Raw genomic sequence first — 25,526 nt, 5'->3', positions numbered from 1 at the left:
CAGAATGGAGATAAAACCAATGCAACGCAGTAAATTGATCATCATCCCTGTTGTCGTGCTGTCGATGATGCTGGCCATCGCCGCTTTCCTGTTCCACTGGACCATCGACCGCATTTACGTCCCCGAAGGACAGAGCCTGCAGCTCCGTTACAAAGGTCCGCTGATCTTTGGAGATCGAATTCAGGCTGAACCCGGCATGTGGGCCAAAGAAGGCCAGATGGGCATCCTCGAAAAAATGCGTGGCCCTGGACGGCACTTCTACTGCCCCATCTGGTGGGAACGCAAACTCGTCGATGACGTGGTCATCAAGCCGGGTGAAATCGGTGAAGTCACCTGTAAACTCGGAAAGAACCAGGAAGGAGCTAACTTCCTCGTCGACGGCGACATCGGTCATACGGAATACAAAGGCGTGCTCCGCAAAGTACTGCACCCGGGCCGCTATCGCGTGAATCCCTACGGCTACACAGTCGAAGTCAAAAAACGAATCGACTTCACCTCGGGACAGTCCCAGAAAGTCGCTGGCTGGGTCGAGATCCCCACCGGTTACGTCGGTGTGGTCACGCAGCTCTCTGACAACCAGGCAACCGGCGTGAAGAAAGGTGTTCAGGAAAAAGTACTGCCCCCGGGTAATTATCCCGTCAATGGACGCGAACAGCAGATCGATATCGTGGAAATCGGTTACCGTCACAGTACCATCTCCGTAGAAGTCAAACATGACCAACTCGGAGAAACCGTCGTGGACGAAAACGGCGAACCACAGATCTCCGATCCCCGCAGTGGAATCGCCTTCCCCAGTGCGGACGGCTTCCCGATCCATATCGACTTCACCGGCATCTGGGGTTTGATGCCCGACCAGGCGGCTCACGCTGTCCGAACATTCGGAAACGTGGACCAGGTCGAAAAGAAAGTGGTCCTGCCCCAGATCGAATCGATCTGTCGTAACAACGGTTCGGAATACAAGGCGGTCCAGTTGCTGGTCGGCAGCGATCGTGAAGTCTACCAGAAGACCTGCCTCGACCAGTTCCACAGCGTCCTGGACGATAAGGAGATCACCCTGCTCTACGGCCTGGTGCGACATGTTTACATTCCCAAACAGGTCCGCGAACCGATCCAGCGGGCCTTCATCGCCGATGAATTAAAACTCACCCGCGAAGAAGAACAATCCACCGCCAAAGAAGAAGCCCGACTTCGGGAAGCCGAAAACAAAGTTGAACTGGCCACCGACACCGTGGACGCCGACACGGAAAAGCAGGTGGAAGAAGCCAAGGCCGGCGGTCAGCGTGAAGCGGCTAAGATTGAAGCCGAAACCGAAAAGCTGGTCGCCGCCATCGACAAAGAGACCGAAGAACTGAAGGCCCAGGCTGTAACCATTCTGGGGGAAGCGACCAACGAAGGTAAGAAGATGGTTGAGGAAGCCAAATCAGACCGCTTCCGACTGGCCGTCGATGCCTTCGGTTCTCCCCAGGCCTACAACAACTGGTATTTTGCCACCAACCTGCCCGACAATGTCGAACTGAACTTTCTCTACGCGGGTGAAGGAACGCTCTGGACCGACATGAATAAAGCCAACGGTGGTTTCGGCGTCCGTGGCATCATTCCACTCAAGTCGGATTCAACCGCTCCGACGCAGCAGCGACCAGCCCGCTAAGGCCTGCCCACGGGAAACAGACAGGCGCTTTCCACCAGGAACCCGCCTGCTCTGTTTTCCGTGTTTTCTTTTCCGGCTTGAGACAGGCGCTGGACTCTCGCCATACAATCAGAGTCCCTCTCTCCCTTCCCGATTCTGGACGAAGTCTCCTCCAGCAGGTAAACTGAACAGTATGTCGGCAGCGACTTACTTCTCATGTACTATCGAGAATCGACAGGTGCTCTCATGTCACAACTTCCCTGGAAGCCCATCCGGGTCCGCAACATCGAACAGCAGATCGATCAGGCCTTCGACGATTTACTCCACGGCCAGTGGGGCATCTGTGGCCCCTCGGGAGGCTGGCAACCCGAAATCGATATTTATGAAACCCCGGACTCCTATTTCGTGGAAGCCGATATCCCCGGCGTCCCCACGGATGAAATTCATATCGAAGTCACCCCGCATTCCCTCAGCATCTCCGGCTGGCGTCAGTCCGGCTGTGTTGAGAAATCTGCCCAGGGGGTCTGCATCGAACGCCGCAAAGGCAGTTTTTTCCGTCGCTTCCCGCTCGAACACGCCGTCGACCCGCATCGGGTGGAACGCGAAAACAAAGCGGGAACTCTGACATTGAGAATCCCCAAACAGAAACTGAAACAACAACCCTAGTCTTTGACTGATCTGGTGAGGAATGCATGACGGACACTCCGCAGTATCGCGCGCTCAGCGCTGACGAAGTCACTCTCGATATTGATCCCAAATCCTTCGGATTCAAAACCACGAAAGAACTCGAGCCGCTGACCGATATCATCGGCCAGCCCCGCGCCTTGCGGGCCCTCGACCTGGGGACGGGAATCAAACATCCCAATTACCATATCTATATTTCAGGACTGGTCGGGACCGGTCGGACTGAACTCATCACCCATGCCGTCCGACAGCGCGTACTCGACGATTCGATTCCCGACGACTGGGTCTATCTGAATAATTTCGATGAGCCCGATTGTCCGCACGCCATTAACCTTCCCGCCGGCCAGGGGATCCAGCTGCGACAGGAGATGGAAAACCTGATCGAGCAGCTGCAGGAACTGCTTCCCAAGGCATTTAAAGAGGAAGATTTCGGCAAGGAAAAAGAGCGACTCCGCCAGGTCTACCGCAAACGGGGCGACGAAGTCTTCGACAAACTGCAGAAGCTGGCGGGCGAACACAACATGACCGTGCAACAGCTACCCGACGGTCAGATGCTGTTCATCCCGCTCACCGAGGGTCGTCCCATGACCCAGGAAGAAATTGAAAAGCTCACGCCGGAGCAAATGCAGGAAATTGAAAGCCACCAGGATGAACTCGTCGAGATGGCCGGGCGGGTCCTGCAGGAACAGCGGGAGATCCAGCGCCAATTGTCGACAGACGTCCGCGAAGTCGCCCGTAAGTTTGCCACGCAGATCATCGAACCCATGATCAATGAACTGCAGCAGAAATTCGAATCCCCGCGACTCAAAGACTGGTTTCCCCGTTTCAAGCAGCATGTCATCGAACATCTCAACCTGTTTCGCGATATCTCAGACATGCCTCCCCAGATGGCGCAGATGATGGCGGTTGAAGGACAGGATGCCCAGCAGCGTTTCCTCGAATATCGCGTCAATGTGGTCGTCGACAACAGCCAGCTCAAAGAGCCGCCGATCATCGTTGAGGATGCCCCCAACTACCGCAACCTGTTTGGAACCATTGAACGCATCGTCGACCGTGCCGGCCGCATGATGACCAATTTCACCCGTATCAAATCGGGCAGCCTGCACAAAGCTAACGGGGGTTACCTGGTCATCAATCTCATGGATGCCCTAATCGAACCATTCGTCTGGAAAGAACTCAAACGCACGCTCAAAAGCCGTTCCCTGGAAATCCAGATCCAGGATCCGTTTTCCATGTTTTCCACCTCTGCCCTGCAGCCTGAGTCGATTCCCCTCAATATCCGACTCGTCGCAATGGGGGAGCCGCTGATCTACCATCTGCTCTATCTGCACGATGAAGACTTCCGCGAGATCTTCCGCGTCAAAGCCGAGTTCGATACCGAAATCGACCGGAACGGCGAAACCGGGCAGATCTACGGCATGCTCGTTCGCCAGTTGAGTGACAGAGAAGGGCTGATCCCCTTTGATGCGGGTGCGGTCGCTGAACTGGTCCGTGTCGGCTCGCGTCTGGCTGACGACAAGAAAAAAGTGACTTCCATTTTCAGCCACGTCGCCGACGTCGCCCGCGAAGCCGGCTTCTGGGCAGAGCAAGACAAACAGAAAGTCGTCAAAGCGAAATACGTGCATCAGGCAGTCCAGGAAAGCATCTACCGCTCCGACCTCGTTGCCGAAAAGATACGAGAACTCATCTCTGATGGCACTCTGCTGTTTCAACTGGAAGGCTCCGAAACCAGCCAGATCAACGGGCTCGCCGTCGCCGATCTGGGAGATTACGCTTTCGGCCGCCCGTCTCGACTCACCGCCAGTGTGGGGGTTGGAACCGCGGGCATCATCAACATCGAACGGGAAAGCCGCTTGAGCGGGAATACCTACGACAAAAGCATGCTGATCCTGGAAGGACTCCTGCGGAACCTCTACGCCAGCGAACAACCGTTGACCCTCTCCGCCAGCATCGCCATGGAACAGAGTTACGGCGGCATCGATGGTGACAGCGCCACTGTCGCCGAGTTCCTCTGCCTGCTCAGCGCCATTTCAGAAGTCCCCCTCCGCCAGGATCTGGCCGTCACCGGATCAGTCAACCAATGGGGTGAAGTCCAGGCGATCGGCGGCGTCAACGAAAAGGTCGAAGGTTTCTTCGACGTCTGTCGTGCCCACGGGCTCACAGGGACTCAGGGAGTCTGTATCCCCGTTTCCAATGTGCAGAATCTCGTCCTGCGTTCCGATGTCATCGAAGCCATCAGGATGAAACAGTTCCACATCTATGCGATCTCGAATGTGAACCAGGCTATCGAACTTTTCACCGGTCTACCCGCCGGCGATGTTTCCAACCCCAAGACTTTCCACGGCAAAGTCATGGACCGGCTTTCAGAAATTGCAGAGCTCCTGCTCGAACAGAAAATGACCGACACCGGACGGCTGCTCTGGATCCCCGGAACGCCACTCGACATGCCCTCGGATCCCCGTCCCCCTCTCCCGGGAAATTGAACCGGATTTCTGAGAGAGAGAGAGAACGATTGATCAGAACCCTGATGCCAAAATCCGCGCAGGCTCTGATTAGAAAACAGGCAAGTTGCGCGCCCCTCTGCAATGATGGACGATCAAACTCCGTTTTGCTCCTTTGTACAGAATCTGAATTCGCCGATCTCACCTAAACACCTTTCAATAAGCGTTTTAGCATATGTATGACAGCACGAGAACACATCAAGCACATTGCATATAATCATTAAAATCTGTCCTGACAGAATCACATCAGGTGCAATTTAACTTTATTTTTTAATAATCGTTAAATATGGCATCCGCTTTGCATTTATGTTTCAACAACTGAAATTTTCCCGCCTCATTTTCTTTCCCAGGAACCCACCAATGTTGAAACGTACCCTCCCGAAACGTGGCTTTACGCTCATTGAACTGCTGGTCGTAATTGCCATCATCGCGATTCTGATCGCCCTGCTCCTGCCGGCTGTCCAGCAGGCCCGCGAAGCAGCCCGCCGTTCCACCTGTAAGAACAATATGAAACAGCTGGGACTCGCACTCCACAACTACAACGATAATTTTCTGGCGCTCCCCATCGGAACACAGACCGGTTCCTACTCTAACTGGCGTGCTGCCATCCTGCCCTACATCGATCAGGCCAATGTCTACTCGCAGCTGACCCGTCCCAATGGTTACTGGGCCCACTCCGGTTTTCCGGGAAACACCATTTTGTATTCGGTCCGTATCCCCGTTTACAAATGTCCGTCCAATCCCTACGGCATGACCAACACAACTGACTACACTCTGTCTGACAGTAACTCAGATCCCAGTCTGCAGAGTATGATCATCGACTACGTTGGCATCTCCGGTGCCACCCCCGATCCCGTGGGCCGCACCAGTGTCTGTACCGGTGATGTGCTGGCGAGCAGTTCCAGCAACTGTAACACCGGGATGATGATCCCCTACAAGAGTGTCCGTTTCCGCGACTGTACCGACGGAACATCGAATACCATCATCCTCGCCGAACAGTCCGGTCAGGTGAATGGAGCTCAGAAGGGTGCGAATGCACTGGGTGCCTGGCACGGCTGGGCCAACGCCAGTCTCTCCACCTGGAATGCAGGCACGCCGCTGCCCCTCAGTTCGGGTGGCTACTGGTATGCAGCCGGAACCACGACCGTACGGAATCCTCCCAATGCTTTCTGGACTTCCGGTGCACCGACTTACGCCAACAGTGCCTATTCTGCTAACACGGTACTCAACTCGCATCACGTGGGTGGCATTCACGCCGTGCTGACCGATGGCTCCGTTCGCTTCCTGTCTGAAAACATCGACATGAACACACTCCGTCAACTGTGTGTACGTGACGACGGACAGGTCATCGGAGAATTTTAATCCACACCTGTGACCAAACCCCCTCCCCCGAGGCTCCGGTCCGGGGGAGGCTTTCCCGCATGAGACCTCCCTTTTAATCTCCCTGGTATCACGATGAACAAGTCCATCCTGCGACATAGTGTCCGTTTCACCGCGTTAATCGCGGTCAGTCTGTTTCTGATCACCCTGAATACGGCCTGCAGTCGTACCCCTGGTGCAGACAAGCCCCGCGGTGAAATCTCAATCACAATCACCAACGGCGGCACCCCCGTCCCCGAAGGACAAGTCGACCTGGCCAATGAAGAGACGGGAGAAGGCGGAGGAGGCCCGCTGGATGAATCGGGAACTGCCACGATCGAAATGGTCGCCGTCGGTAAATACACAGTTACAATCAATCCTCCACCGCAGGAACCAATTGCTCCCGGTATGGATCAACCCGCGGCACAACCCAAAGAATACCCGAACATTCCTGCGAAGGTTCGCAAGATTCAGACCAGCCCACTGACCGTCGATGTGCAATCCGGGGCCAATGAATTCACCTTCGACCTCAAAGAGATCCAGTAGGCAGACCAGCACCCGATTCTGTAGCAGCACAAATAATTGTCTGCTTCTCGCTAAGATCACGGAGCTGGTCTAGCCGAATCGAAGTTCTCTCTGGTAAGATGGAAACAGTCAATTCGGAGAACTCCCGCTGTGAATCACAGTTTTGGAGTCGAAAAGACGTTTTGCTGTTGAAAATCACGCTGCGCGATAAATAGGCATGGCTTTCTTTGCCTGCTGACTTCCTGCGCGTGATTTTGAACACGCAAACACCAAAAGCTGTGATTTCATCATAGATTCAGGCAATCAACGATTACTTGCTGAGTACGGCACGCAATCTGCTTAAATCTTAAAGCAGACCGAAAACCCCGAAGCAATTCCAACTAGAAGGCTCGTTGAGGAATCGTAAGATGAGGTTAGCTCCCTATCAGTCAGTAGACTGTTTTGATGAAATGTTCGCGCCCGATGGCCAGCCCCGGCCCAGTGGCAAAAAATTCGTGGAACGCCTGCAGACCCTGACTGAAGGCAGTCTGCAGCAACGCCAGAAAGCGGCCGAGCTCTCCCTGCAGAACATGGGTATCACCTTCAACGTCTACGGACATGAAGCGGGCACCGAAAAGGTCTGGCCCTTCGATCTGCTCCCCCGCATTATCGACGCCCATGAGTGGGAGATCGTAGAAAGCGGACTCAAGCAGCGCATCCACGCTCTGAACCTCTTCATCGACGACGTCTACAACGACTGCAAGATCTTCAGAGATAAAGCCGTCCCCGAAGACCTGATCCGCAGCTCCAAAACACTCCGCCAGCAGTGCCAGGGCTATCAGCCTCCTCAGGGAGTCTGGTGCCACATCACCGGCGTCGATCTGATCCGCGATGCTGATGGACAGATCTACGTTCTTGAAGACAACCTCCGCTGTCCGTCCGGCGTCTCCTACGTGCTGGAAAACCGCGAACTGATGAAGCGGACCTTCGCCCCCGTCTTTCAGGGCATGTCAGTCGCCCCCATCGAAGACTACAACGAACAGCTGCTCAAAACACTGCTCGACTGTGCCCCCGAAGGCGTCAGCGATCCCACCGCGGTCGTACTGACACCGGGCATCTATAACTCGGCCTATTTTGAACACACCTTCCTCGCTCAGCAGATGGGCGTGGAACTTGTCCAGGGTACCGACCTGTTCGTGGAAGACGGCTATGTCTTCATGAAGACCACACAGGGACCGCGTCGCGTCGACGTCATCTATCGCCGCATCGACGATGACTTCCTGGACCCGAAATCTTTCCGTTCCGATTCCGCCCTCGGCGTCGAAAACCTGATGGAAGTCTGTCGCGCCGGTCGCGTCACCCTGGCGAATGCACCGGGAACAGGCGTCGCTGACGATAAAGCCGTCTATGCCTACGTGCCGCAGATCATCAAATACTACCTGGGGGAAGAGGCCATTCTGCCGAATGTGCCGACTTACCTCTGTTCTGATCAGAAACAGCGCGATCACGTACTGGCGAACCTGGACCAGCTCGTTGTTAAACCCACCAACGAATCAGGGGGCTACGGCATCCTGATGGGGCCTCAGTCCTCACAGGCAGAACGTGATAAATGTGCCGACGCCATTCGTGCCAATCCCCGCGAATGGATTGCCCAGCCCATGTTAAAACTCTCAACCGTCCCCACCCTGATTGGCGATGAACTTTGCCCCAGACATGTGGACCTGCGACCGTTTGTGCTCTGCGGAAAAGATATTTACGTAATGCCGGGAGGCTTGACGCGTGTAGCGCTGCGAGAAGGATCAATGGTCGTTAACTCTTCACAGGGGGGAGGCAGCAAGGATACGTGGATTCTGCGAAACGGACACACGCTGTCTGATCCGCATTTTTCACCCGCAGCTCTGGAGAAGATTTGATGCTCAGTCGTGTCGCTAGTTCCGTTTACTGGTTAAGTCGCTATGTGGAACGTGCAGAAAACGTCGCGCGATTTATAGACGTCAACTACAACCTCACCCTCGGAGAAACGGACACCCTCGCCAATCAGTGGGCGCCGCTCGTCTATACCACCGGAGATCAGGCTCCCTACGAAAAACTCTACGGCGAACCCACGCGGGAAAACGTCCTCAAGTTTCTCTCGTTTGACAAGAAAAATCCGAACTCGATCATCTCCTGTGTCTCACTGGCGCGGGAAAACGCCCGCACCATTCGTGAAATTATCCCCACGGTCGTCTGGGAACAGTTGAATCAGTTCTACTTCATGGTCCGCTCGGCAGCCAGTCAGCCCGGACTGATGGATCAGCCACAGGAATTCTGTGAACGTGTCCGCCTCGCCAGCCACATGCTGGTTGGTGCCACGGATGCCACCATGTCGCATGGAGAAGCCTGGCATTTCTCCCGCACAGGTCGCCTGATTGAACGGGCCGACAAGACCTCGCGCATTGTCGATGTGCAGTACTATATCCTGCTCCCCGATGCCCGGGACGTGGGAAGTGCCCTCGATGTGGTCCGCTGGTCGGCCCTGCTCCGCTCAGCCAGTGCCCTGGCCATGTATCGCAGACAATACGGCAAAATCACCCCCTCGCGCGTCGCGGACTTTCTGATTCTGGATTCTCAGTTCCCCCGGGCAATGCACTTCTGCCTGCGGAAAGCTCAACAGTCACTGCGCTACATCACCGGCAGTACCGCAGGCACTTTCCAGAACCTCGCCGAACAAAGGATGGGGCTCTTATGCTCCAATATGGATTATACCAGCATCGATGACATCATCGATCAGGGACTGCACCAGTACATCGACGGATTCCAAAAGCAGCTCAATCTGGTAGGCGAAGCGATTCAGGATGTATTCTTCACGCCTCAATATCAGTCACAGACATCCTCTACGCAAACGCAATCACAAACGAGTTGATTTCTGCCCTCTGTCTGGCAGCACCGTTTTCAGTTAACACCGAATGATAAACCAACATGATCCGCGTCGCTCTCAACCACAAATCAATTTATAAGTACGACCGCCTCGTCGAACTGGCCCCCCAGCTCGTACGACTCCGTCCCGCCCCCCACTGCCGCACACCCATCTGCAGCTATTCCCTGCGGGTCGAACCGGAAAAACATTTCATTAACTGGCTTCAGGACCCGCACAGTAATCATCTGGCGCGACTGGTCTTTCCAGAGAAGACTCGCAATCTCGAAGTCGAGATTGATCTCGTCGCCGAAATGACGGTCGTCAATCCGTTTGACTTCTTCCTCGAACCGGATGCAACCCAATTCCCCTTCACCTACGAACCGGGACTCGCCAAGGATCTGCAACCGTTTCTCGATCCGATCACACCCGGCCCAGAACTGACGGCTCTGCTCGAATCCATCGATCGCAGCGAATGCAAAACCATCGATTTTCTCGTACAGATCAACCAGCGGCTGCAAGAAATGATCGGTTACGTCATCCGTATGGAACCCGGCGTACAATCCCCGGAAGAAACTCTGAAGCTGGGCCGCGGTTCCTGCCGCGACAGTGCCTGGCTGCTGGTGACGATCCTCCGCCATCTGGGGATGGCGGCCCGCTTTGCATCGGGCTACCTGATCCAGCTCAAACCCGATGTCGAATCTCTCGATGGTCCCTCTGGTACAGAAGTGGACTTTACCGACCTGCATGCCTGGACTGAAGTCTTTCTCCCCGGTGCCGGCTGGATTGGTCTCGACCCGACCTCAGGACTGCTCGCTGGCGAAGGCCACATTCCCCTCGCCTGCACGCCTGAACCACTCAACGCGGCCCCGATCAGCGGAACAGTCGAAAAATGCGAAGTTGAGTTTCACCACGAAATGTCGATCGCCCGGGTCTACGAAGATCCGCGCATCACCAAACCCTACACCGAAGAAGAATGGCAGCAGATCAAACAACTCGGACACCAGGTTGACGTCGATCTGGAAAAACATGATGTCCGGTTGACGATGGGGGGCGAACCGACGTTCGTCTCCATCGACGACATGGATTCGGACGAATGGAAAACCGCTGCCGTCGGCCCCACAAAACACATTCTGGCAGGAGAGCTGATCGAACGCCTCCGCGAACGCTTCGCCCCCGACGGCCTGATTCACTACGGTCAGGGAAAATGGTATCCCGGCGAATCACTGCCCCGCTGGGCACTCACCTGCCTCTGGCGGACCGACGGACAGCCCATCTGGAAAAACACAAAACTCCTGGCCGAACCAGGCAAGAATTACGGACACGACATCGACCAGGCAGAGCAGTTCTCGCGACTGCTGTCAGAACGACTCGACCTCAATCCCGATCACGTTTCGCTGGCATACGAAGACGCGATGTACTACCTCTGGAAAGAACGTCGCCTGGCCGTCAACGTAGATGTCCTTGATGCGGATCTCGACGATGCAGAAGAACGGGCCCGCCTGGCCCGCGTCTTCGAACGGGGACTCAACAACCCGGTCGGCTGCATGCTCCCCCTGACGCATCAGTGGTGGAACGCCCGTCCCCGCTGGAAAAGCGGCACCTGGCCCGTTCGCTCCGAACACATGTTCCTGATTCCCGGCGACTCCCCCATGGGACTCCGCCTCCCCCTGGATTCGCTGCCTCCCGCACTGGAAGGCGAATTTCAGTCCGTACCCGTGGTCCCGTTCGAAGCAACTGAACCACTGCCCGACTACGAAGGACTCAAACAGCAGGCCGTCTCTCACCGTACCACCAGGCAAACCAGTAACCTGGTCCAGCATCAGATTCTGGAACGCGTCGGCTCATCCGGAACAGGCGATGGGGGAGAGAGCAGTCCCCACGAAAGTACTTCTCCCGATGAAAATAAAACAGACGAACTCTCTGAGATCATTCGCACTGCGATGTGCTTCGAACCGCGCGACGGGTGTCTGCACATCTTCATGCCTCCAGTCGATCGGCTCGAAGGTTACCTCGAATTATTGACCGCTATCGAGCAGACTGCGGAAGAACTCGATATGCCCGTCATCATCGAAGGATATCTGCCGCCCCCCGATTACCGCATCAAGTACATCAAGGCCACCCCGGATCCCGGCGTGATTGAAGTCAACGTGCATCCTGCCAGCAACTGGGAGGAACTGGTGCAGATCACTTCCGGCGTCTACGAAGACGCCCGCATGTCGCGACTCGGAACCGAACAGTTCGACCTGGATGGAACCCATACCGGAACCGGAGGCGGAAACCATATCGTCATGGGCTCTCATACTCCCGAGGACAGTCCATTCCTGCGGCGTCCCGACCTGTTGCGGAGTCTGATTGCCTACTGGCACAATCATCCATCATTGTCGTATTACTTCTCCGGTCGCTTCATTGGTCCGACCAGTCAGGCGCCCCGTGTCGATGAAGGCCGCCGCGATGCGATCTACGAACTGCAGATCGCCTTCGAACAGATTCCCGAATCGGGTCCCGTTCCCCCCTGGCTCGTCGACCGTGTCTTTCGACATCTGCTCGTCGACCTGACCGGTAACACCCACCGTGCCGAATTCTGTATCGATAAACTCTATTCTCCCGACAGTGCCACCGGCCGACTGGGGCTGGTCGAGTTCCGCGGTTTCGAAATGCCTCCGCACTGGCAGATGAGTCTCACACAGCAGTTGCTGCTCCGGGCACTCGTCGCCCGTTTCTGGAACAACCCGTATAACATCCCGCTGATGGACTGGAACACCTCGATTCACGATCGCTGGCTGCTCCCGCATTTCATCCAGCAGGACTTCGAAGATGTCATCGCGGAAATGCAGCAGGCAGGCTATCCACTGGAAAGCAGCTGGTTCGGTCCACACTTTGAATTCCGTTTTCCCCATATCGGAGAAATTGAATATCGCAGTGTCCATATCGAATTACGGACTGCGATCGAACCCTGGTACGTCCTCGGTGAAGAAGCGGCTGGGGGAGGAACCGCCCGCTATGTCGATTCCTCCGTCGAACGTCTGCAGGTGAAAGTACAGGGATTAGCCGCAGGTCGTCACGTCCTGCTCTGTAATGGCCGCCGCATCCCGCTGCATCCGACTGGAACCGAAGGAGAGGCCATCGCCGGCGTCCGCTATCGTGCCTGGCAGCCTCCCAGCTGCCTCCACCCGACCATTCCCGTCGATGAACCGCTGGTCTTCGACCTGGTCGACACCTGGAATCAACGCTCCATCGGCGGCTGCACCTACCACGTGGGCCACCCTGGCGGGCTGAATCCAGGCACTTTTCCAGTGAACGCTTATGAAGCAGAGAGCCGTCGGGCTACCCGATTTTTCAAAATGGGACATACAGGCGGTTTCCGATCCGTTCCGGAAGAGGAAAAAAACGCACTGTTTCCCTTCACGCTTGACCTTCGCCGAAACCGGGGCATCGTGTAAAATAATCTGATCCCATCCGGGCCTCCGGGGGCAAACCACTCCCGAATTATAAATACCGAAACACGATCAGCGACGAGGTATACTTCAACCGAACACTTGAGGTACATCTCAACTTGAGGAATAAAGACTACCGTGACAACCTCCCCACTCTCTGTGAACCATCTGTTTCAAGGATACACGCCGCCCCCCGGCGTGTTTGATGAGTTCCTGCTGGATGGTGGGCAGCCCCGCCCGCAAGCCAAACTCTTTCTGGATGCGCTCTCCCGTATCGGCCGCGAAGAATTCGATCACCGCTGGGAACAGGCACAACGCACTGTCCAGGCCAATGATTTCGCCTACAGTGGACATATTACTCCCGGCGATCAGCCCCGCCCCTGGGAGCTCGATGCGATCCCCTTTCTGATCTCGTCTACCGAATGGGATGTCATCGCCACTGCGTTAAAACAACGGGCACGCCTGCTGAACCTGGTATTGAGCGACCTGTATGGCCAACAGACTCTACTCACACAGGGAATGCTGCCTGCCGAACTCGTCTTCTCTCACCCGGGCTTCCTGCGGGCCTACCATGGACAGGTCCCCCGCGATAACTGCTTCCTGCACTTTTACGCAGCCGATCTGGCCCGTTCGCCTAACGGGAAATGGTGGGTGCTGGCCGACCGCACCGAAGCAGCGTCAGGCATCGGCTTTGCCCTCGAAAATCGAATTCTGACTTCGCGGATGTTTCCGGAGCTGTACAGCCAGTGCCATGTCAAACGACTGGCCCCCTTCTTTATTGCCGTTCAGGATCGCCTGCGCAGCCTGGCGCCCCAGGGTTTGGAAAACCCACGCGTGGTTCTGCTCAGTCATGGTCCTCAGAGCCCGAACTATTTTGAAGACGCTTACCTGGCACGCTACCTCGGTTACACGCTGGTCGAAGGCGGTGACCTCGCGATTCGCCGTAATCAGGTGATGCTCAAAACACTGGGAGGACTGATTCCCGTTGACGTCATCTTCCGGCGACAAAACAGCGGCGACTGTGATTCCCTGGAACTGAGATCCACGTCCGGCCGCGGCATTTCGGGGCTGACTCAGGCTGCCCGCTCCGGACAGGTTGGCATCGCCAATTCACTGGGGAGCGGACTGATCGAATCTGCGGCGTTCATGTCCTACATGCCCCGTCTCTGTAAAGCGCTGCTCGGGGAGGAACTCAAACTGCCCGGCGTCGCCACCTGGTGGTGTGGAGACCCACAGGGACTGAATTACGTATTGAAGAACCTGGAGAAGCTGACCATCCAGTCTGCCTTCCGCATTCGGGGTCAGGATCACCCCGCAATGGAAAGCTGGAATCAGCTCCCCCTCAAGAAACGGGCCGAGCTGATTCAGGCCAACCCCAAACAGTTTGTCGCCCAGGAAAAAGTCATCCGCTCCAGCGTCCCGGTCTGGAAAGGGGAAACGACGCCCGCCCATCTCTCGCTCAGAGCCTATGCGGTCTCCGCCGGAGATTCTTACACCGTAATGCAGGGGGCTCTGGCCCGGACTGCAAAGTCACTCGATCCGCTGGAAGTCTCCATTCGCAAAGGGGAAGGCAGCAAGGATACCTGGATTCTCTCCGACCAGCCCGTCGAACACATTTCGCTCCTCAAAGAACAGGGCCGCACTATCTCCCTCCGCCGCAGCGGATCGGAATTACCCAGTCGCGCAGCAGACAACCTCTTCTGGCTGGGACGACAGCTGGAACGGGCCGAATCGCTGGCCCGGCTGTTGCGCAGCCTGGTCAATCGACTCGGCGGTGAAACACGTTCAAACAGCGATCTGGAAGTTCCCATCCTGCTCCGCTGCCTGGCCGACCAGGGACAGATTGAACCCGGCTACGCAATCGACAAAATGCGGAACCAGCTGCCTGCCATCGAACATGTTCTGCCTACCGCGGTCTTCGATGAAACTCAGTCGGCTTCGCTCCGCTCGATCATCAATGAACTGTTCCGTCTGGGCTCGATTGTCCGCGACCGGGTCTCGCTCGACACCTGGCGGATTATCCGTCGCATCGACAAAGGCTTCCAGCCGGCCCGCTTTGGCGTCACCAACCTGTCCGACGTACTGACGATGATGAACGACCTGATTACAGAACTCTCTGCATTCAGCGGGATCATCATGGAAAGCATGACGCGAACCCAGGCCTTCCGCTTCCTCGAACTGGGACGCCGGCTCGAACGTTCGCTGCAGATTATCAGCCTCGTCAAAAACAGCTTTATCCCGATGCCTGAAATCCAGGCACCGGTTCTGGAAACGGTACTCGAAGTCGCCGACAGCCTGATGACGTATCGCTCGCGATATCTCTCAAACCTGCAACTGGCGGCTGTTCTGGATCTGCTGTTGACCGATGAAAGTAATCCCCGGTCGCTTGTCTTCCAGTTCATGCAGCTCTCCAAGCAGGTGGAACGTCTGCCGCGTAACCGGGAACTGCCCGGTTACTCAGCCGAGCAGCGTCTGGCGATGACCCTCCTGCACTCGGTACGTATGCTGGATATCCAGGAAGTGTCGGACACGCACTGCCTGGGTGACTATGCCCCTTTGGAGCAATTGACCGAATCCTGGGACGCTCAGCTGCCCAAGCTCTCGGAAGCGATCTCACATCGTTATCTGGTTCACGCGGTTCCCTCTCACCAGCTGGCAGATATCATTCCGCAATGAAATACAAAATCACTCACATCACGAAATATGCGTACTCCGAGGCGGTACCGGTCTGTCAAAACGTGGTCCACCTGGCGCCACGCGCATTACCTCATCAGATGTGCGATGATTTTCAGCTGCTGATTCACCCCGATCCCTATAGCATCACTCATCGCAAAGATTATTTCGGGAACAATATCTCGTTTTTCTCCATCGACCAGCCTCATACGGGACTCAGCGTAACTGCCACCAGTCAAGTCTCCGTGATGGCAACGCCAGTCATCCCTCCCGACAGCACGCCTGCCTGGGAAACCATCTCCCTGGCACTGAAAAGTGATCAGAGTCCCGCATTACTCGACGCGTATCAGTATGTATTTCAGTCGCCGGGAGTGAAGCTGTTTCCCAAACTCATTGATTATGCAGAAGTCTCATTTACGAAGGGACGTCCGATCCTGGAGGCGGTTCTCGACTTGACCACGCGGATCCACAAGGAATTCCGCTACGATCCCCGTGCCACGAATGTCAACACGCAGATCGATGAGGTCTACGCACAAAAGCACGGCGTCTGTCAGGATTTCGCCCATTTCCAGATCGGCTGCCTGCGCATCCTGGGTCTGGCCGCCCGCTATGTCAGCGGTTATCTACGCACGATCCCCCCGCCGGGCAAGCCACGCCTCGTTGGAGCAGATGCCTCTCACGCCTGGCTCTCGGTTTACTGCGGGGAAAAAGCAGGCTGGATCGACGTCGACCCGACGAACAACGTACCCGCTTCCACCGATCACATCACAGTCGCCTGGGGCCGCGATTACTACGACGTCTGTCCCATCCAGGGCACGATCGTTGGTGGCGGCGAACATCGCATGACCGTCTCTGTGGACGTCGCACCGGAAGAACCGGTAACTCCCGCCGCAAAGTAATCATAACGAGTAAGTGTTACGCTGGTCTCAACCTTTCAGGCCCGTCAGCGTGCTGCTGCTGGAACCGAAGCGATCGGTCTCCACTCCCATCCGCTGCAGCATACTCAGATACAGATTACACAATGGTGCGTTCGCTTCCCGGTTAAACGCGAGATGCTGGCCATGTTGAAAGCCGCCCCCTGCCAGGAGAATCGGGAGATTCGTATTATCATGGGTATTCGCGTCCCCCATGTTGCTGCCATACAGCACCATCGTGCTGTCCAGCAGTCGTCCCGTATTGCCCTGCACGGTCTGCAGTTTTTCAAGTACCTGCTTCAACAACTGCATCTGGCGGCGATCCGCTTTCTCCAGCTGCGCCAGGTGATGAGACCGCATCCCGTGATGACTCAATGGATGATAACTGGTCAGACTCTTTTCCTGCTCCGACAGTTGAAAGACGGGCGTCGCGAAGGCATCCACCATCAATGTGACGATCCGCGTCGAGTCGGACTGCAGCGCCAGCACCGCCATCGCCAGCATCTGCTCCAGCTTGTCGAACAGCAGCCCCCGATCCAGAATATCTTCCGGCAATTCCGTGACCGTTTTCGGCTTGGGACTCTGCTCCCATTCCCCTGCAGTCACCAGTCGCTGTTCCAGTTCGCGGATCGATGTAAAATACTGATCCAGACGCGAACGGTCTTCCGGACCCAGTTCACGGTTCAATCGCTGTGTCGACTCGGTAACCGCATCCAGAATACTGCCCCGCCGTTTCAGATGTTCCAGCCGCCGCTTGATCTGCGCCGAGTCTCCCTGAATGAACATCTTCTGAAACAGCCGGCCGGGACTGTCTTCCGCAGGTAACAGAACGCCGTCACGCGTCCACGATAAACTACGATTCGCCTTGTCGATGTTCACTCCCAGGTTCAAGGTGGCGAAGCGGGTCTTGCGTCCCAGATGCTCGGCCGCATATTGATCGAGAGAGACCGTATTGCGAAAACCGCTGCTCGTCGGATGTTTGGCACCGGTCAGGAAACAGTTCTCAGTAGAATGCCCGCCTTCGCAGGCCGGATGCGATAAACCACTGAAGACGGTAAAATCAGAAGTCAACTCCTTGAGCTCACTCAGATAAGGCGAAAGCTGGTACCTGGAGCCACTCTCTTTCGGAAAAAAGTGTTGTGGCAAGACTCCCAGGTTATTCGAAATCAACAGCATGCGACCAGGCGTCGCAGCGGAAGACCCCTTCCCCAGCGCAGAACGCTGCAGACTCTCCAGCAGAGGTAATGCGAGAGCCACACCGGCACCGCGTAAAAAACGCCTGCGGGCATAATCCACTGTCCGTCTTCTGGCTGAGTGATTCCTCATGATTCGCTTCCCTTTGCTGCAACAGGTTCGGTCCCCAGGAAAATGCGGCTCTGAACCAGCGCCAGCAGTAAATCGCGAACCCGATATCGTTCGGCCTCGCATTGATCGAGAATGGATTCAATCACGGGTCGATCTGAAAATCGAACCGGGGTGCCTGTGGCATACACGGTCAACTGCTGCAGAAAATTCCGGGCCATCTGCCGCGGGTTCTGCACCAGCAGCTGTTTTAATTCCCGGATGTTCTGGAATGCACGACCATCGCGGAGCTGACCACCGGCGTCCACAGGACCAGCTATGAAATAAGCATAATCGTGACCGGCTCGATCGATGCCTGTCACTTTTTCTCCCTGCCCGAGGCTGCGATAACGGTTCCGCCAGGCACCCATGATATCATAATTTTCCAGCGCAAAGCCGACCGGATCAAAGCGGGCATGGCAGTTCGCACAGACCGGATCGCGCGTGTGTTGCGCCAGTTGGTCGCGGATGGTCTTCGCCCCCCGAATGTCGGGTTCGACCGCAGGCACCGACGGCGGTGGCGGAGGCGGGGGTTCGCCCATAATCCGCTCCATGATCCAGGCGCCCCGAATCACAGGTGAGGTCGTCGTCCCGTTCGCTGTCACTTTCAGAATCGCTCCCTGTGTGATCAATCCCCCGTACGGACTGTTTGCAGGCAACGCAACGCGACGGAGCTTTGATCCTTCCAGCGGCGGCAGATCGTAATGCCGGGCCAGTCGGTCGTTCGCAAAAATAAAGTCGGTCTGCACCAGGGCAGTGATCGGCAGGTTCTGTTCAAGCAGATAGCGGAAGAAAGTACGTGTCTCCATCGCCAGGGAATCGATCAGGTAATCGTCGAAACGATATTCGGGATAGAGCCGCGCATCGGGTTCGTCCCGCCGAATGTCTTTCAGCGATAGCCAGTAATCCGTGAAGTTGTTCACAAACGCCTCGGATGATTCCGCCTTCAGCAGGCGTTCTGTTTCTGAGCGCAATACCGTCGGCTGCAGCAGATCACCGTCAGCCACATGTGACTTAAGCTCGGCGTCAGGACAGGTATTCCCCAGGAAGTGTGACAACCGGGACGCCACCGCGTAAGGCAGTTGCTCAGAATTCTGCTGTGGCTCAGGCAGGTACAGGTACTGTCCCGAACAGAGAAAGGCACTATACGCAGAAAGCAGTGCCTCTGCGAGCGGTTCCCCCGCTTCAGTTCTCCCAGTACCAGTCGTTCATAAATCAGGATCACCTCTTCGGGAGTGGGCTCCCGCTCGGCCTGTTTAATAAATCGTCTGAGCAGCCTGCGTGCTTCCTGCTCAGGTTGATCTGTCACCAGTTCTACAGGCAGAGGCCCTGCCTGTGTCGCACGAATCGGTAGATCTCCAAACAGCCGCCGATGACAAGCGGGCGGCCAGACTTCAGAATCGAGAGGGCCGGTAATCTCCAGCCACTGAAAGGCAACTCCCGGGTGGCCGCCTTCCGGGCGTGGGGGAAAGTCATAGTAGAGCGGCGCATTGGGCGGATTGATCGCCCGGGGAACCGGAAGTCCCAGAAGGCTATACTCGAATGTCTCGTTCTGTTTCAGCCGTATCGTCGTTTCATAAATCGCGGGCTCCGGTTGAATGTCCAGAATCTCTTTTGTGGCCCGCACATCACCGGAGACATCCGCCCCCGACCGTTTCCGCGCGCGGAAGTTCATGGGAATCGAAGACTGAGCCGGCTTGAGACTGAAATCTCGTAACTGTCGCACCGCACGGGCTGAAAATCGCAGTCGATAAGTGCCGGGCTGTACTGCTTTGAACTGATCTGGATATCCATAATAAGGCCAGGAGGCAGAACGAAAGATGGCAAGTTCCATGTCCGGATCATGGCTGTTCTCCTTGCGGATCCGGTTCAGGTCTGCCATCGAGAGTGGCACCAGTTTCGAATCCTTCGCATAGAACATCGCCTCCCGCTCGCCAAAGGTTTGCGCGGTTAAAAACATCCGCGTGGCCGGCAATCGTTCCTGTTTTCGGGGCCGGGGTTTGACTCCAGAAGCGACCGCCTGCCGCAATGCAGCATCGGCGGCATCGAGATAGGCTTCCAACTGAATCCGGGACATGTCCAGCACTTCAGCCACCTTGTTGCAATGCAGCCGTTCCCGGTCGGCGGGCAGCATGTCGCGGATATCCAGTTCGGGTAACCGGAGCAGATCAAGCAGGTTCTGTTCATATTCCTGACGCGTCAGCCGCCGCAGAGGCCCCCGTCCGTGGTTGCTGACTTCCGCCTGATCAACCTGCAGCAGCGCAGTCGACAACGACTCAAGTAACGCCTGCCGATTCTCCGCGGACAGGTCTGCCGGATCAGGGGGCATTTCCCCCGCCGCGATCCGATCATAGATCTGAACCCAGCGGTGGCGAGCCGTTTTGTCTTTCAGGTCGAACGAGATCTGCTGCAGATCCAGCTTCGCCTCTGCCGATTCTCCCGAATGACAGTCCACACAGGTTGACTTCAACAGTGCACGCTCATTTTGTCCAATACCAGCCGGAGTCGCTTCAGCAGCCTGAGCATCACACCACGCTGATAAAATCAGGACGGCCCACATGAGTAACCGCGCGAACAAAGAAGAAACATCAATCATAGACCGTGTTCCTGCAGCGCAATGGCAGTGATCCGGAGAGCGGTCAGGCAGAACCCGGGATTCAGGATACGGATGAAATACGGACACAAATCACTCCCCGGACGGTTGAGAATCGGACTTTAAATCAAAGTCCAGTTGCAGACTCTGATCGGCTTTAATATCTGCAGTTAACTGACTCTGCTCGTTATAAATCGCAGGCAGGTATTGTTCGGTCTCTTTTATACCGTACTTCTCATACGGCTTCCCTGTCCAGCGGGAGGCATGAATTTCCACCCGCTTATTCCCAATCGGAACGTTGACGAGATACTCTCCCTGTTCAATTTTCCTCCGGGCGGCTGATATATGAGATGACAAATCGAATCTGATCTGGATTCAGTGTGTGCTTCTGCTTTCAATTCTGCCTGGTTTCGGTTTCCGGAATCCGTCGCACAAAAATGCCTTCGACGGCCCGCTCACACGTGCCTTTCAAATGGCGCTCCATCGCCGCCCCGGCAGCATCTTTATCTCGTTGCAGGATCGCTTCCAGAACCTGCAGATGCTCAGTGAGAATCTGGTCCAGGTAAGGCTCCCAGTCTTTGAGCAACACGCGAATCATATGCATCAGTCGATCGTATCGCTGCAGTTCGGTCTTCAATCGCCTGATTCCGGATGCCTTAACGATCGCGGTATGGGTGCGCTGGTCATTGTCCGAACAGAGGAGACTCCAGTCCGCTCCCCGAGGCCCCTGTTGTAATGCCCGGGTTTCCTCCAGCAGCTGTCGAATTTCCTCCAGGTCAGCGCACTCACAGGCACAGCGGGCAGATTCCACTTCGAGAATCCGCCGGATATGGTACATCTCGCGTATTTCAGAAATCCCCAGAGGTGTCACAACCGCCCCACGATTGGGAATCATCTCGACGACTCCGATTCCGCTCAATTCAACAATCGCTTCGCGAACCGGCGTGCTGCTGACGCCAAACCGCTGCGCCAGGTGCTGCACTTTGAGTCGCGTTCCCGAAGGGTATTCGCCAGTAAAAATCGAGAGCAGTATCTGACTGAAAATATCCAGTCGTAAAGTGCTGACGGGCAGGAGCCGGGTTGCTTCAGGAATCGATGTGCTCATCTGGTGTTGCCTGTTTTTCCTCGTGTAGATGGGTTCGGTATTTCCGTACCCCCTCCCGAAACGTGCGTAGCCTGTTCATTTCTACGCATAATGCATTATGCATTATATATAATATTAACTTTAGGACTGTCAATCATAAATTAGAAAATCAGCGGGCAACCGAGAACGGAATTACCGGAAGTGTAGACAGGAAAGTACCTTCAGACGATTTCCAGAAGCGAGTGAAATCGTCTTACCCCGTTTAGAATGAACACAGCCGGTACGAGGCAGAGCTGCAGCCAGCTGCTTTGAACAGAAAAGACCGACGATTCACACTGCGGGCTGTCACGCAGCCTTCGAAGAGGACTCTGTAGACCCTTCGAACTGTTGTTCGGCCTGAAGTGCCAGCTGCTGAGCCTTCTTCTTCATGCGTCGACGGCGGCCGAATCGAAAAGCAAGATCCAATGACCAGGGCGCAATCCGCTTCAGATAATAAAGCACATAGGCCACCCAGCCCACCAGGCAAATTCCCTGATCACGGTAGATGGCTTTGACCGCTTTCTGCGCCACCATTTCGGGGGTCGTACAAATCCAGCGGGGAGGAATCGGGGTTTGCTTGCCGTCACGTCCTGACGGAGCCACCTCGAACAAACGTGTCGTCACCGGCCCGGGACAGATAGCAGAGACGCCCAGTCCCTGCCGGCTGTACTCGGCACGAAGTGCCTCACTGAAACCCAGCAGGCCATATTTACTAACCTGGTAAGCACTGAAACGATTGCCTTGCACCAGGCCGCAAATGCTGGAAACGTTGACGATATGGGCTTCAGGGCGGTTTAACAGACTGGGCAGTAATTCCCGCGTAATCTGGATTGGTGCCAGCAGATTGATCCCCAGAAGCCAGTCCCACTGCTCGGCAGTCATCGTATGTGTCGGACCGTAAAAGGCAACGCCCGCGTTATTCACCAGAATATCGACGCCGCCCCAGGTACTCAGCACTTCCTGCGTCGTGGCGGAAATCTGTTGTGAGTCGGTCAGATCACAACGTCGGCTGGCGACCTTCACACCCAGCAAAGATGCCGTTTCCGCTGTATCTGCCAGGCCACTTTCATTGACATCCAGCAGAAACAGATCCACACCTTCCGCAGCCAGCTGCAATGCAATCTCTCTGCCAATCCCCGCAGCGGCACCGGTGATGAGTGCTGTTTTACCAATTAAATTCTGCATCGCTCCATTCGCCTCGTTGAACCGAAACCCTCCCTGTTTCGAGAAGCGGGAGTTTATGCGATCGGGCGAAATGGGTAAAGACGTCTCCGCAGGCCCAGACAGTGATCATTCAGTCACTCATCCACGCCGGAATCTGCTTCGATCACTTCATGCAGCTGTTTCAGCACAAAATGAGGGTCGAGCCCCATCTGTCGGCAGACATAATCCAGTGATTTCCCCTGGCAGGACTGATCGATCCCCAGAGATTCAAGTACCCCCTGCACTTCGGGATGCTCAATCACCCATTCAACAACACTGGATTCAAGTTCTAGACTGGTCATCATTTACTTCCCTGGTACGGGACCACGGTTCATCAGAGAAACCTGATTTAGATTCTATGATAGCATATCCGATGCGGAATCAAACGCGTGTTTCTCTCGGGGCTCAAGAGGCCAGCGCGTCCCGCTTTTCCTGAATCAGTTTGATATGGTGCGGGATATGACCCGTGATCCGGTCGAGCAGAGTCCACAGCGACAATTCCCCATCACGGGTATGGATGCCTGTGCGTTCGAACTGAGCCGGTTCCAATGTCTTCAGGATCCGCCCCAGGTGATTGCGTACCGCGGAAATCAGCTGCAGTTCCTCTTCCAGATCGCGCTGGTCATACGCCAGTTTTTCAGCGAACTGATCGGGATCGCCTCCCGGCAGCGGGGGATTCTCTTCTACCAGCACCCACTTCATCCGATCTGCATACACGGGTTCGAAGTCCGCGATGTGACACACCACCTGCCGCGTCGACCATTTTCCAGGAATTGGGGCAGCATCCAGTTCAGCGTCAGTCATCCCCTGGATGGCCTGTCGTAGTTGTTCCGGTCCGGCCAGGTAGTCTTCGATCCGCTGTCTGATATCCATATGAGGCGCTCCTGCAGAATGTGTGACGGGAGTGAAATCGGTTGATCACTGCTGGTGTCGATTATGGGGATCTCATTCCCGTTGATCAACTCTCGCAGCGGTCAGGAGTACGAAACCGGTTCACTCCCCGTCATTACCTGCGGGGCGGACGCTGTCTGCTGCCGAACTCGGATTTCCCGATGCCCCCCTTGATGGTGCCATCCGGATTTTCTTCTGCGGTTTTCCCCAGGATGATATCAAAGTTCGCCGCCAGCTCTCCCAGCTTCGAATCGGGCAGCGGTTTAAAATCGACCAGAATCGTTTCCCGCTGCCGAGGATCGCGGATCTGACGGTAGACGCCATCTTCCGCGTTCATCTCATGCCCTTTGACCAGCAGCTGCGTAGTCAGAATCCGGTGTCCGTTCTGACTGACGGCGACGTGAATGTGCGGCGTGCGGAATCCGCGTCCCGCCCGATAGGGAACCGGCTTGATCGTGCGGAAATAATACTTCCCCTGGGAATCGGTCAGGAAGCGGCCATAACCCTGAAAGTTCCCGTCACGCCCCTCTTTATTTTCGCCACGCGTATGAATGTAAGAGGCTTTATTGTCCACCTGCCAGATTTCGACAAAGGCATTCCGCAGGGGATTCCCTTTGCTGTCCAGAACTTTACCGGTCAGGTGCGTGATCTCTCCGACTGCAGGCGTAATGGAATCGTTAATCACAAGCAGGTCATTGTCGGTATCCAGGGGCATTTTATCCGGGTAGAACGGCCCTTCGGTCATGGAAGGCGTCCTGATCAGTTCCTCTGCCATTAACCCGGGGGTGGTAAATGCCGCCAGACTGAAAGAAGACCACTTAAGAAAATCCCGCCGACCAGCGCTTGTCGATTGACGTTGCATTACCTGCTCCCTGTCTCTCAGAGTTAAAAAAGTTTATCTGTCAACTATTTTAACATTTAACGGGTATTTTCGGCGAATGTTTCGTCAAAAAAAGTAATTTCCGGCAATTTCACGGAAAGATCATCCATCGGCTATGGTTGATCTCTTCTGACTTTAAGTGTCCCTGGAACAGCCGGTTAGAACTGGGCAGTCAGTTCTTTCATGAGGTCCACGTCAAAGGTGTTCGGAATGGTCACGAGCAGCGTATTATGGCCGTCGTCTTCGAATTTGAGAGAATTGCGGGGCATGTTTCCTCCGGCCGCTTTGACGAGAATCACGTTCTTGTCCCGGATCAGGAAAAAGTGATCCTCCAGCCCCTCTTCACCGACAGTCACAAAGTTGAGCACCCCTTTCTTAAACCGCACGGACTGTACGCGATGGAAGAACGTCGTTTTCGCCAGGGGATGCTTTGTCTCAGCATTGAGAGCGTTATGCCGAGTGGGAAGTTCAACGACACCCGGCGCGGCGTCGGGTGGGTCTTCGCTTAGAAAAAGGACAGACAGGCAGAACAGAATTACGATCAACGATGAAGTGGTGGTGAGCATATCTTTCATTAAAGCCATTCCCCACTTTCGGTGCCCGCGAAAGTTGATTGAAGTGAAAGTTCAAATGGATTACCCGTATTACGAAACTGCTGTTCTCAGTAACTCACTCCTGTAAGACAATATTCAGATCCCGTGAGTTGCACGTTTTTGTGCATCATTTCCATTTTTTTATTAATCTCAGTCAGTCGCTGCCCGAGTTGTGATTGCCAGCAGACAAACGGAAGTTCGCCGGTTACGGATCAATCTTAAAAAAAGAATCGACTTTTTCTGTCATTCGTGAAATCCCCCAGGTGCGAAACATCCTCTCCCGGATTCCGCTGGTTACTACACCTGCCAA

The 25,526-nt window shown here is 55.5% G+C and carries 20 protein-coding genes; 10 read left to right on the top strand and 10 right to left on the bottom strand.

The features are described 5' to 3' along the window. Positions 1-19: 19 nt before the first annotated feature. The 10 genes from F1728_RS24020 to F1728_RS23975 all read left to right on the top strand — a co-directional run bounded on the left by F1728_RS24020 (position 20) and on the right by F1728_RS23975 (position 16,577). Positions 20-1,648, top strand: coding sequence for an SPFH domain-containing protein (locus F1728_RS24020; RefSeq protein ID WP_155366192.1), 1,629 nt, complete (start codon positions 20-22; stop codon positions 1,646-1,648). A 225-nt stretch (positions 1,649-1,873) separates the two neighbouring features. Then, a complete protein-coding gene (locus tag F1728_RS24015) occupies positions 1,874-2,293 on the top strand; it encodes an Hsp20/alpha crystallin family protein (protein WP_194242493.1) in 420 nt (139 codons plus the stop codon). Positions 2,294-2,319: 26 nt separating this feature from the next. Beyond that, the gene (locus F1728_RS24010; RefSeq protein WP_155366190.1) at positions 2,320-4,794 is read left to right on the top strand and encodes a Lon protease family protein; all 2,475 of its coding nucleotides are present in this window, start codon (positions 2,320-2,322) and stop codon (positions 4,792-4,794) included. Between the two features lie 378 nt (positions 4,795-5,172). Continuing rightward, entirely contained in the window at positions 5,173-6,174 is a 1,002-nt protein-coding gene (locus F1728_RS24005) for a DUF1559 domain-containing protein (protein ID WP_145188685.1), read from the top strand. A gap of 93 nt (positions 6,175-6,267) precedes the next feature. Then, positions 6,268-6,717 carry a hypothetical protein gene (locus tag F1728_RS24000; RefSeq protein WP_155366189.1) on the top strand — a complete coding sequence of 150 codons (450 nt, stop codon included), beginning with the start codon at positions 6,268-6,270 and terminating at the stop codon, positions 6,715-6,717. A 386-nt stretch (positions 6,718-7,103) separates the two neighbouring features. Continuing rightward, positions 7,104-8,588 (top strand): circularly permuted type 2 ATP-grasp protein, encoded by a 1,485-nt coding sequence (locus tag F1728_RS23995; RefSeq protein WP_155366188.1) that lies wholly within the window; start codon positions 7,104-7,106, stop codon positions 8,586-8,588. Further along, on the top strand, positions 8,588-9,577 hold the full coding sequence (locus tag F1728_RS23990) for an alpha-E domain-containing protein (protein WP_155366187.1): 990 nt from the start codon (positions 8,588-8,590) through the stop codon (positions 9,575-9,577). The genes F1728_RS23995 and F1728_RS23990 overlap by 1 nt, the downstream gene beginning before the upstream one ends. Before the next feature lie 56 nt (positions 9,578-9,633). Beyond that, complete coding sequence (locus tag F1728_RS23985; protein ID WP_155366186.1) at positions 9,634-13,011, top strand: transglutaminase family protein; 3,378 nt, start codon at positions 9,634-9,636, stop codon at positions 13,009-13,011. A gap of 132 nt (positions 13,012-13,143) precedes the next feature. Further along, complete coding sequence (locus F1728_RS23980) at positions 13,144-15,681, top strand: circularly permuted type 2 ATP-grasp protein (protein WP_194242492.1); 2,538 nt, start codon at positions 13,144-13,146, stop codon at positions 15,679-15,681. Next, positions 15,678-16,577, top strand: a complete 900-nt coding sequence (locus F1728_RS23975) for a transglutaminase family protein (RefSeq protein WP_155366184.1) — start codon at positions 15,678-15,680, stop codon at positions 16,575-16,577. The genes F1728_RS23980 and F1728_RS23975 overlap by 4 nt, the downstream gene beginning before the upstream one ends. A 27-nt stretch (positions 16,578-16,604) precedes the next feature. Here the strand turns inward: F1728_RS23975 and F1728_RS23970 are convergent, their stop codons facing one another. The 10 genes from F1728_RS23970 to F1728_RS23925 form a co-directional block, all read right to left on the bottom strand. Next, positions 16,605-17,918: a DUF1552 domain-containing protein gene (locus tag F1728_RS23970; RefSeq protein WP_155366183.1), complete on the bottom strand. Its 1,314-nt coding sequence runs from the start codon at positions 17,916-17,918 to the stop codon at positions 16,605-16,607. Beyond that, positions 17,915-18,991, bottom strand: a complete 1,077-nt coding sequence (locus F1728_RS23965) for a DUF1588 domain-containing protein (RefSeq protein ID WP_155366182.1) — start codon at positions 18,989-18,991, stop codon at positions 17,915-17,917. Before F1728_RS23965 ends, F1728_RS23970 begins: the two co-directional genes overlap by 4 nt. After that, on the bottom strand, positions 18,880-20,529 hold the full coding sequence (locus F1728_RS23960; protein ID WP_155366181.1) for a DUF1587 domain-containing protein: 1,650 nt from the start codon (positions 20,527-20,529) through the stop codon (positions 18,880-18,882). Before F1728_RS23960 ends, F1728_RS23965 begins: the two co-directional genes overlap by 112 nt. A 90-nt stretch (positions 20,530-20,619) precedes the next feature. Next, positions 20,620-20,802 (bottom strand): hypothetical protein, encoded by a 183-nt coding sequence (locus F1728_RS23955; RefSeq protein WP_155366180.1) that lies wholly within the window; start codon positions 20,800-20,802, stop codon positions 20,620-20,622. Between the two features lie 118 nt (positions 20,803-20,920). After that, the gene (locus F1728_RS23950; protein WP_155366179.1) at positions 20,921-21,631 is read right to left on the bottom strand and encodes a GntR family transcriptional regulator; all 711 of its coding nucleotides are present in this window, start codon (positions 21,629-21,631) and stop codon (positions 20,921-20,923) included. Between the two features lie 324 nt (positions 21,632-21,955). Further along, positions 21,956-22,834 (bottom strand): SDR family NAD(P)-dependent oxidoreductase, encoded by an 879-nt coding sequence (locus F1728_RS23945; RefSeq protein ID WP_155366178.1) that lies wholly within the window; start codon positions 22,832-22,834, stop codon positions 21,956-21,958. A gap of 113 nt (positions 22,835-22,947) precedes the next feature. Continuing rightward, positions 22,948-23,157 (bottom strand): hypothetical protein, encoded by a 210-nt coding sequence (locus F1728_RS23940; protein WP_228030324.1) that lies wholly within the window; start codon positions 23,155-23,157, stop codon positions 22,948-22,950. 100 nt (positions 23,158-23,257) lie between these two features. Beyond that, positions 23,258-23,725, bottom strand: a complete 468-nt coding sequence (locus F1728_RS23935) for a DinB family protein (protein ID WP_155366177.1) — start codon at positions 23,723-23,725, stop codon at positions 23,258-23,260. Positions 23,726-23,858: 133 nt separating this feature from the next. Then, a complete protein-coding gene (locus tag F1728_RS23930; protein WP_155366176.1) occupies positions 23,859-24,605 on the bottom strand; it encodes a dioxygenase family protein in 747 nt (248 codons plus the stop codon). Between the two features lie 176 nt (positions 24,606-24,781). Further along, entirely contained in the window at positions 24,782-25,198 is a 417-nt protein-coding gene (locus F1728_RS23925) for a hypothetical protein (RefSeq protein ID WP_155366175.1), read from the bottom strand. Between the last annotated feature and the right edge of the window lie 328 nt (positions 25,199-25,526).

Source organism: Gimesia benthica (assembly GCF_009720525.1).
GTDB lineage: Bacteria > Planctomycetota > Planctomycetia > Planctomycetales > Planctomycetaceae > Gimesia > Gimesia benthica.
Note: the sequence above shows the minus strand (reverse complement) of the source record. Positions and strands in the feature narration are given on the sequence as shown.

Coding starts and splice junctions, on each gene's coding strand:
- F1728_RS24010 (WP_155366190.1), top strand. CDS start 2,320: ATGACGGACACTCCGCAGTATCGCGCGCTCAGCGCTGACGAAGTCACT.
- F1728_RS24015 (WP_194242493.1), top strand. CDS start 1,874: ATGTCACAACTTCCCTGGAAGCCCATCCGGGTCCGCAACATCGAACAG.
- F1728_RS23990 (WP_155366187.1), top strand. CDS start 8,588: ATGCTCAGTCGTGTCGCTAGTTCCGTTTACTGGTTAAGTCGCTATGTG.
- F1728_RS23960 (WP_155366181.1), bottom strand. CDS start 20,529: ATGATTGATGTTTCTTCTTTGTTCGCGCGGTTACTCATGTGGGCCGTC.
- F1728_RS23975 (WP_155366184.1), top strand. CDS start 15,678: ATGAAATACAAAATCACTCACATCACGAAATATGCGTACTCCGAGGCG.
- F1728_RS24005 (WP_145188685.1), top strand. CDS start 5,173: ATGTTGAAACGTACCCTCCCGAAACGTGGCTTTACGCTCATTGAACTG.
- F1728_RS23970 (WP_155366183.1), bottom strand. CDS start 17,918: ATGAGGAATCACTCAGCCAGAAGACGGACAGTGGATTATGCCCGCAGG.
- F1728_RS23985 (WP_155366186.1), top strand. CDS start 9,634: ATGATCCGCGTCGCTCTCAACCACAAATCAATTTATAAGTACGACCGC.
- F1728_RS23925 (WP_155366175.1), bottom strand. CDS start 25,198: ATGAAAGATATGCTCACCACCACTTCATCGTTGATCGTAATTCTGTTC.
- F1728_RS23930 (WP_155366176.1), bottom strand. CDS start 24,605: ATGCAACGTCAATCGACAAGCGCTGGTCGGCGGGATTTTCTTAAGTGG.
- F1728_RS23940 (WP_228030324.1), bottom strand. CDS start 23,157: ATGATGACCAGTCTAGAACTTGAATCCAGTGTTGTTGAATGGGTGATT.
- F1728_RS23935 (WP_155366177.1), bottom strand. CDS start 23,725: ATGGATATCAGACAGCGGATCGAAGACTACCTGGCCGGACCGGAACAA.
- F1728_RS23945 (WP_155366178.1), bottom strand. CDS start 22,834: ATGCAGAATTTAATTGGTAAAACAGCACTCATCACCGGTGCCGCTGCG.
- F1728_RS24000 (WP_155366189.1), top strand. CDS start 6,268: ATGAACAAGTCCATCCTGCGACATAGTGTCCGTTTCACCGCGTTAATC.
- F1728_RS24020 (WP_155366192.1), top strand. CDS start 20: ATGCAACGCAGTAAATTGATCATCATCCCTGTTGTCGTGCTGTCGATG.
- F1728_RS23995 (WP_155366188.1), top strand. CDS start 7,104: ATGAGGTTAGCTCCCTATCAGTCAGTAGACTGTTTTGATGAAATGTTC.
- F1728_RS23950 (WP_155366179.1), bottom strand. CDS start 21,631: ATGAGCACATCGATTCCTGAAGCAACCCGGCTCCTGCCCGTCAGCACT.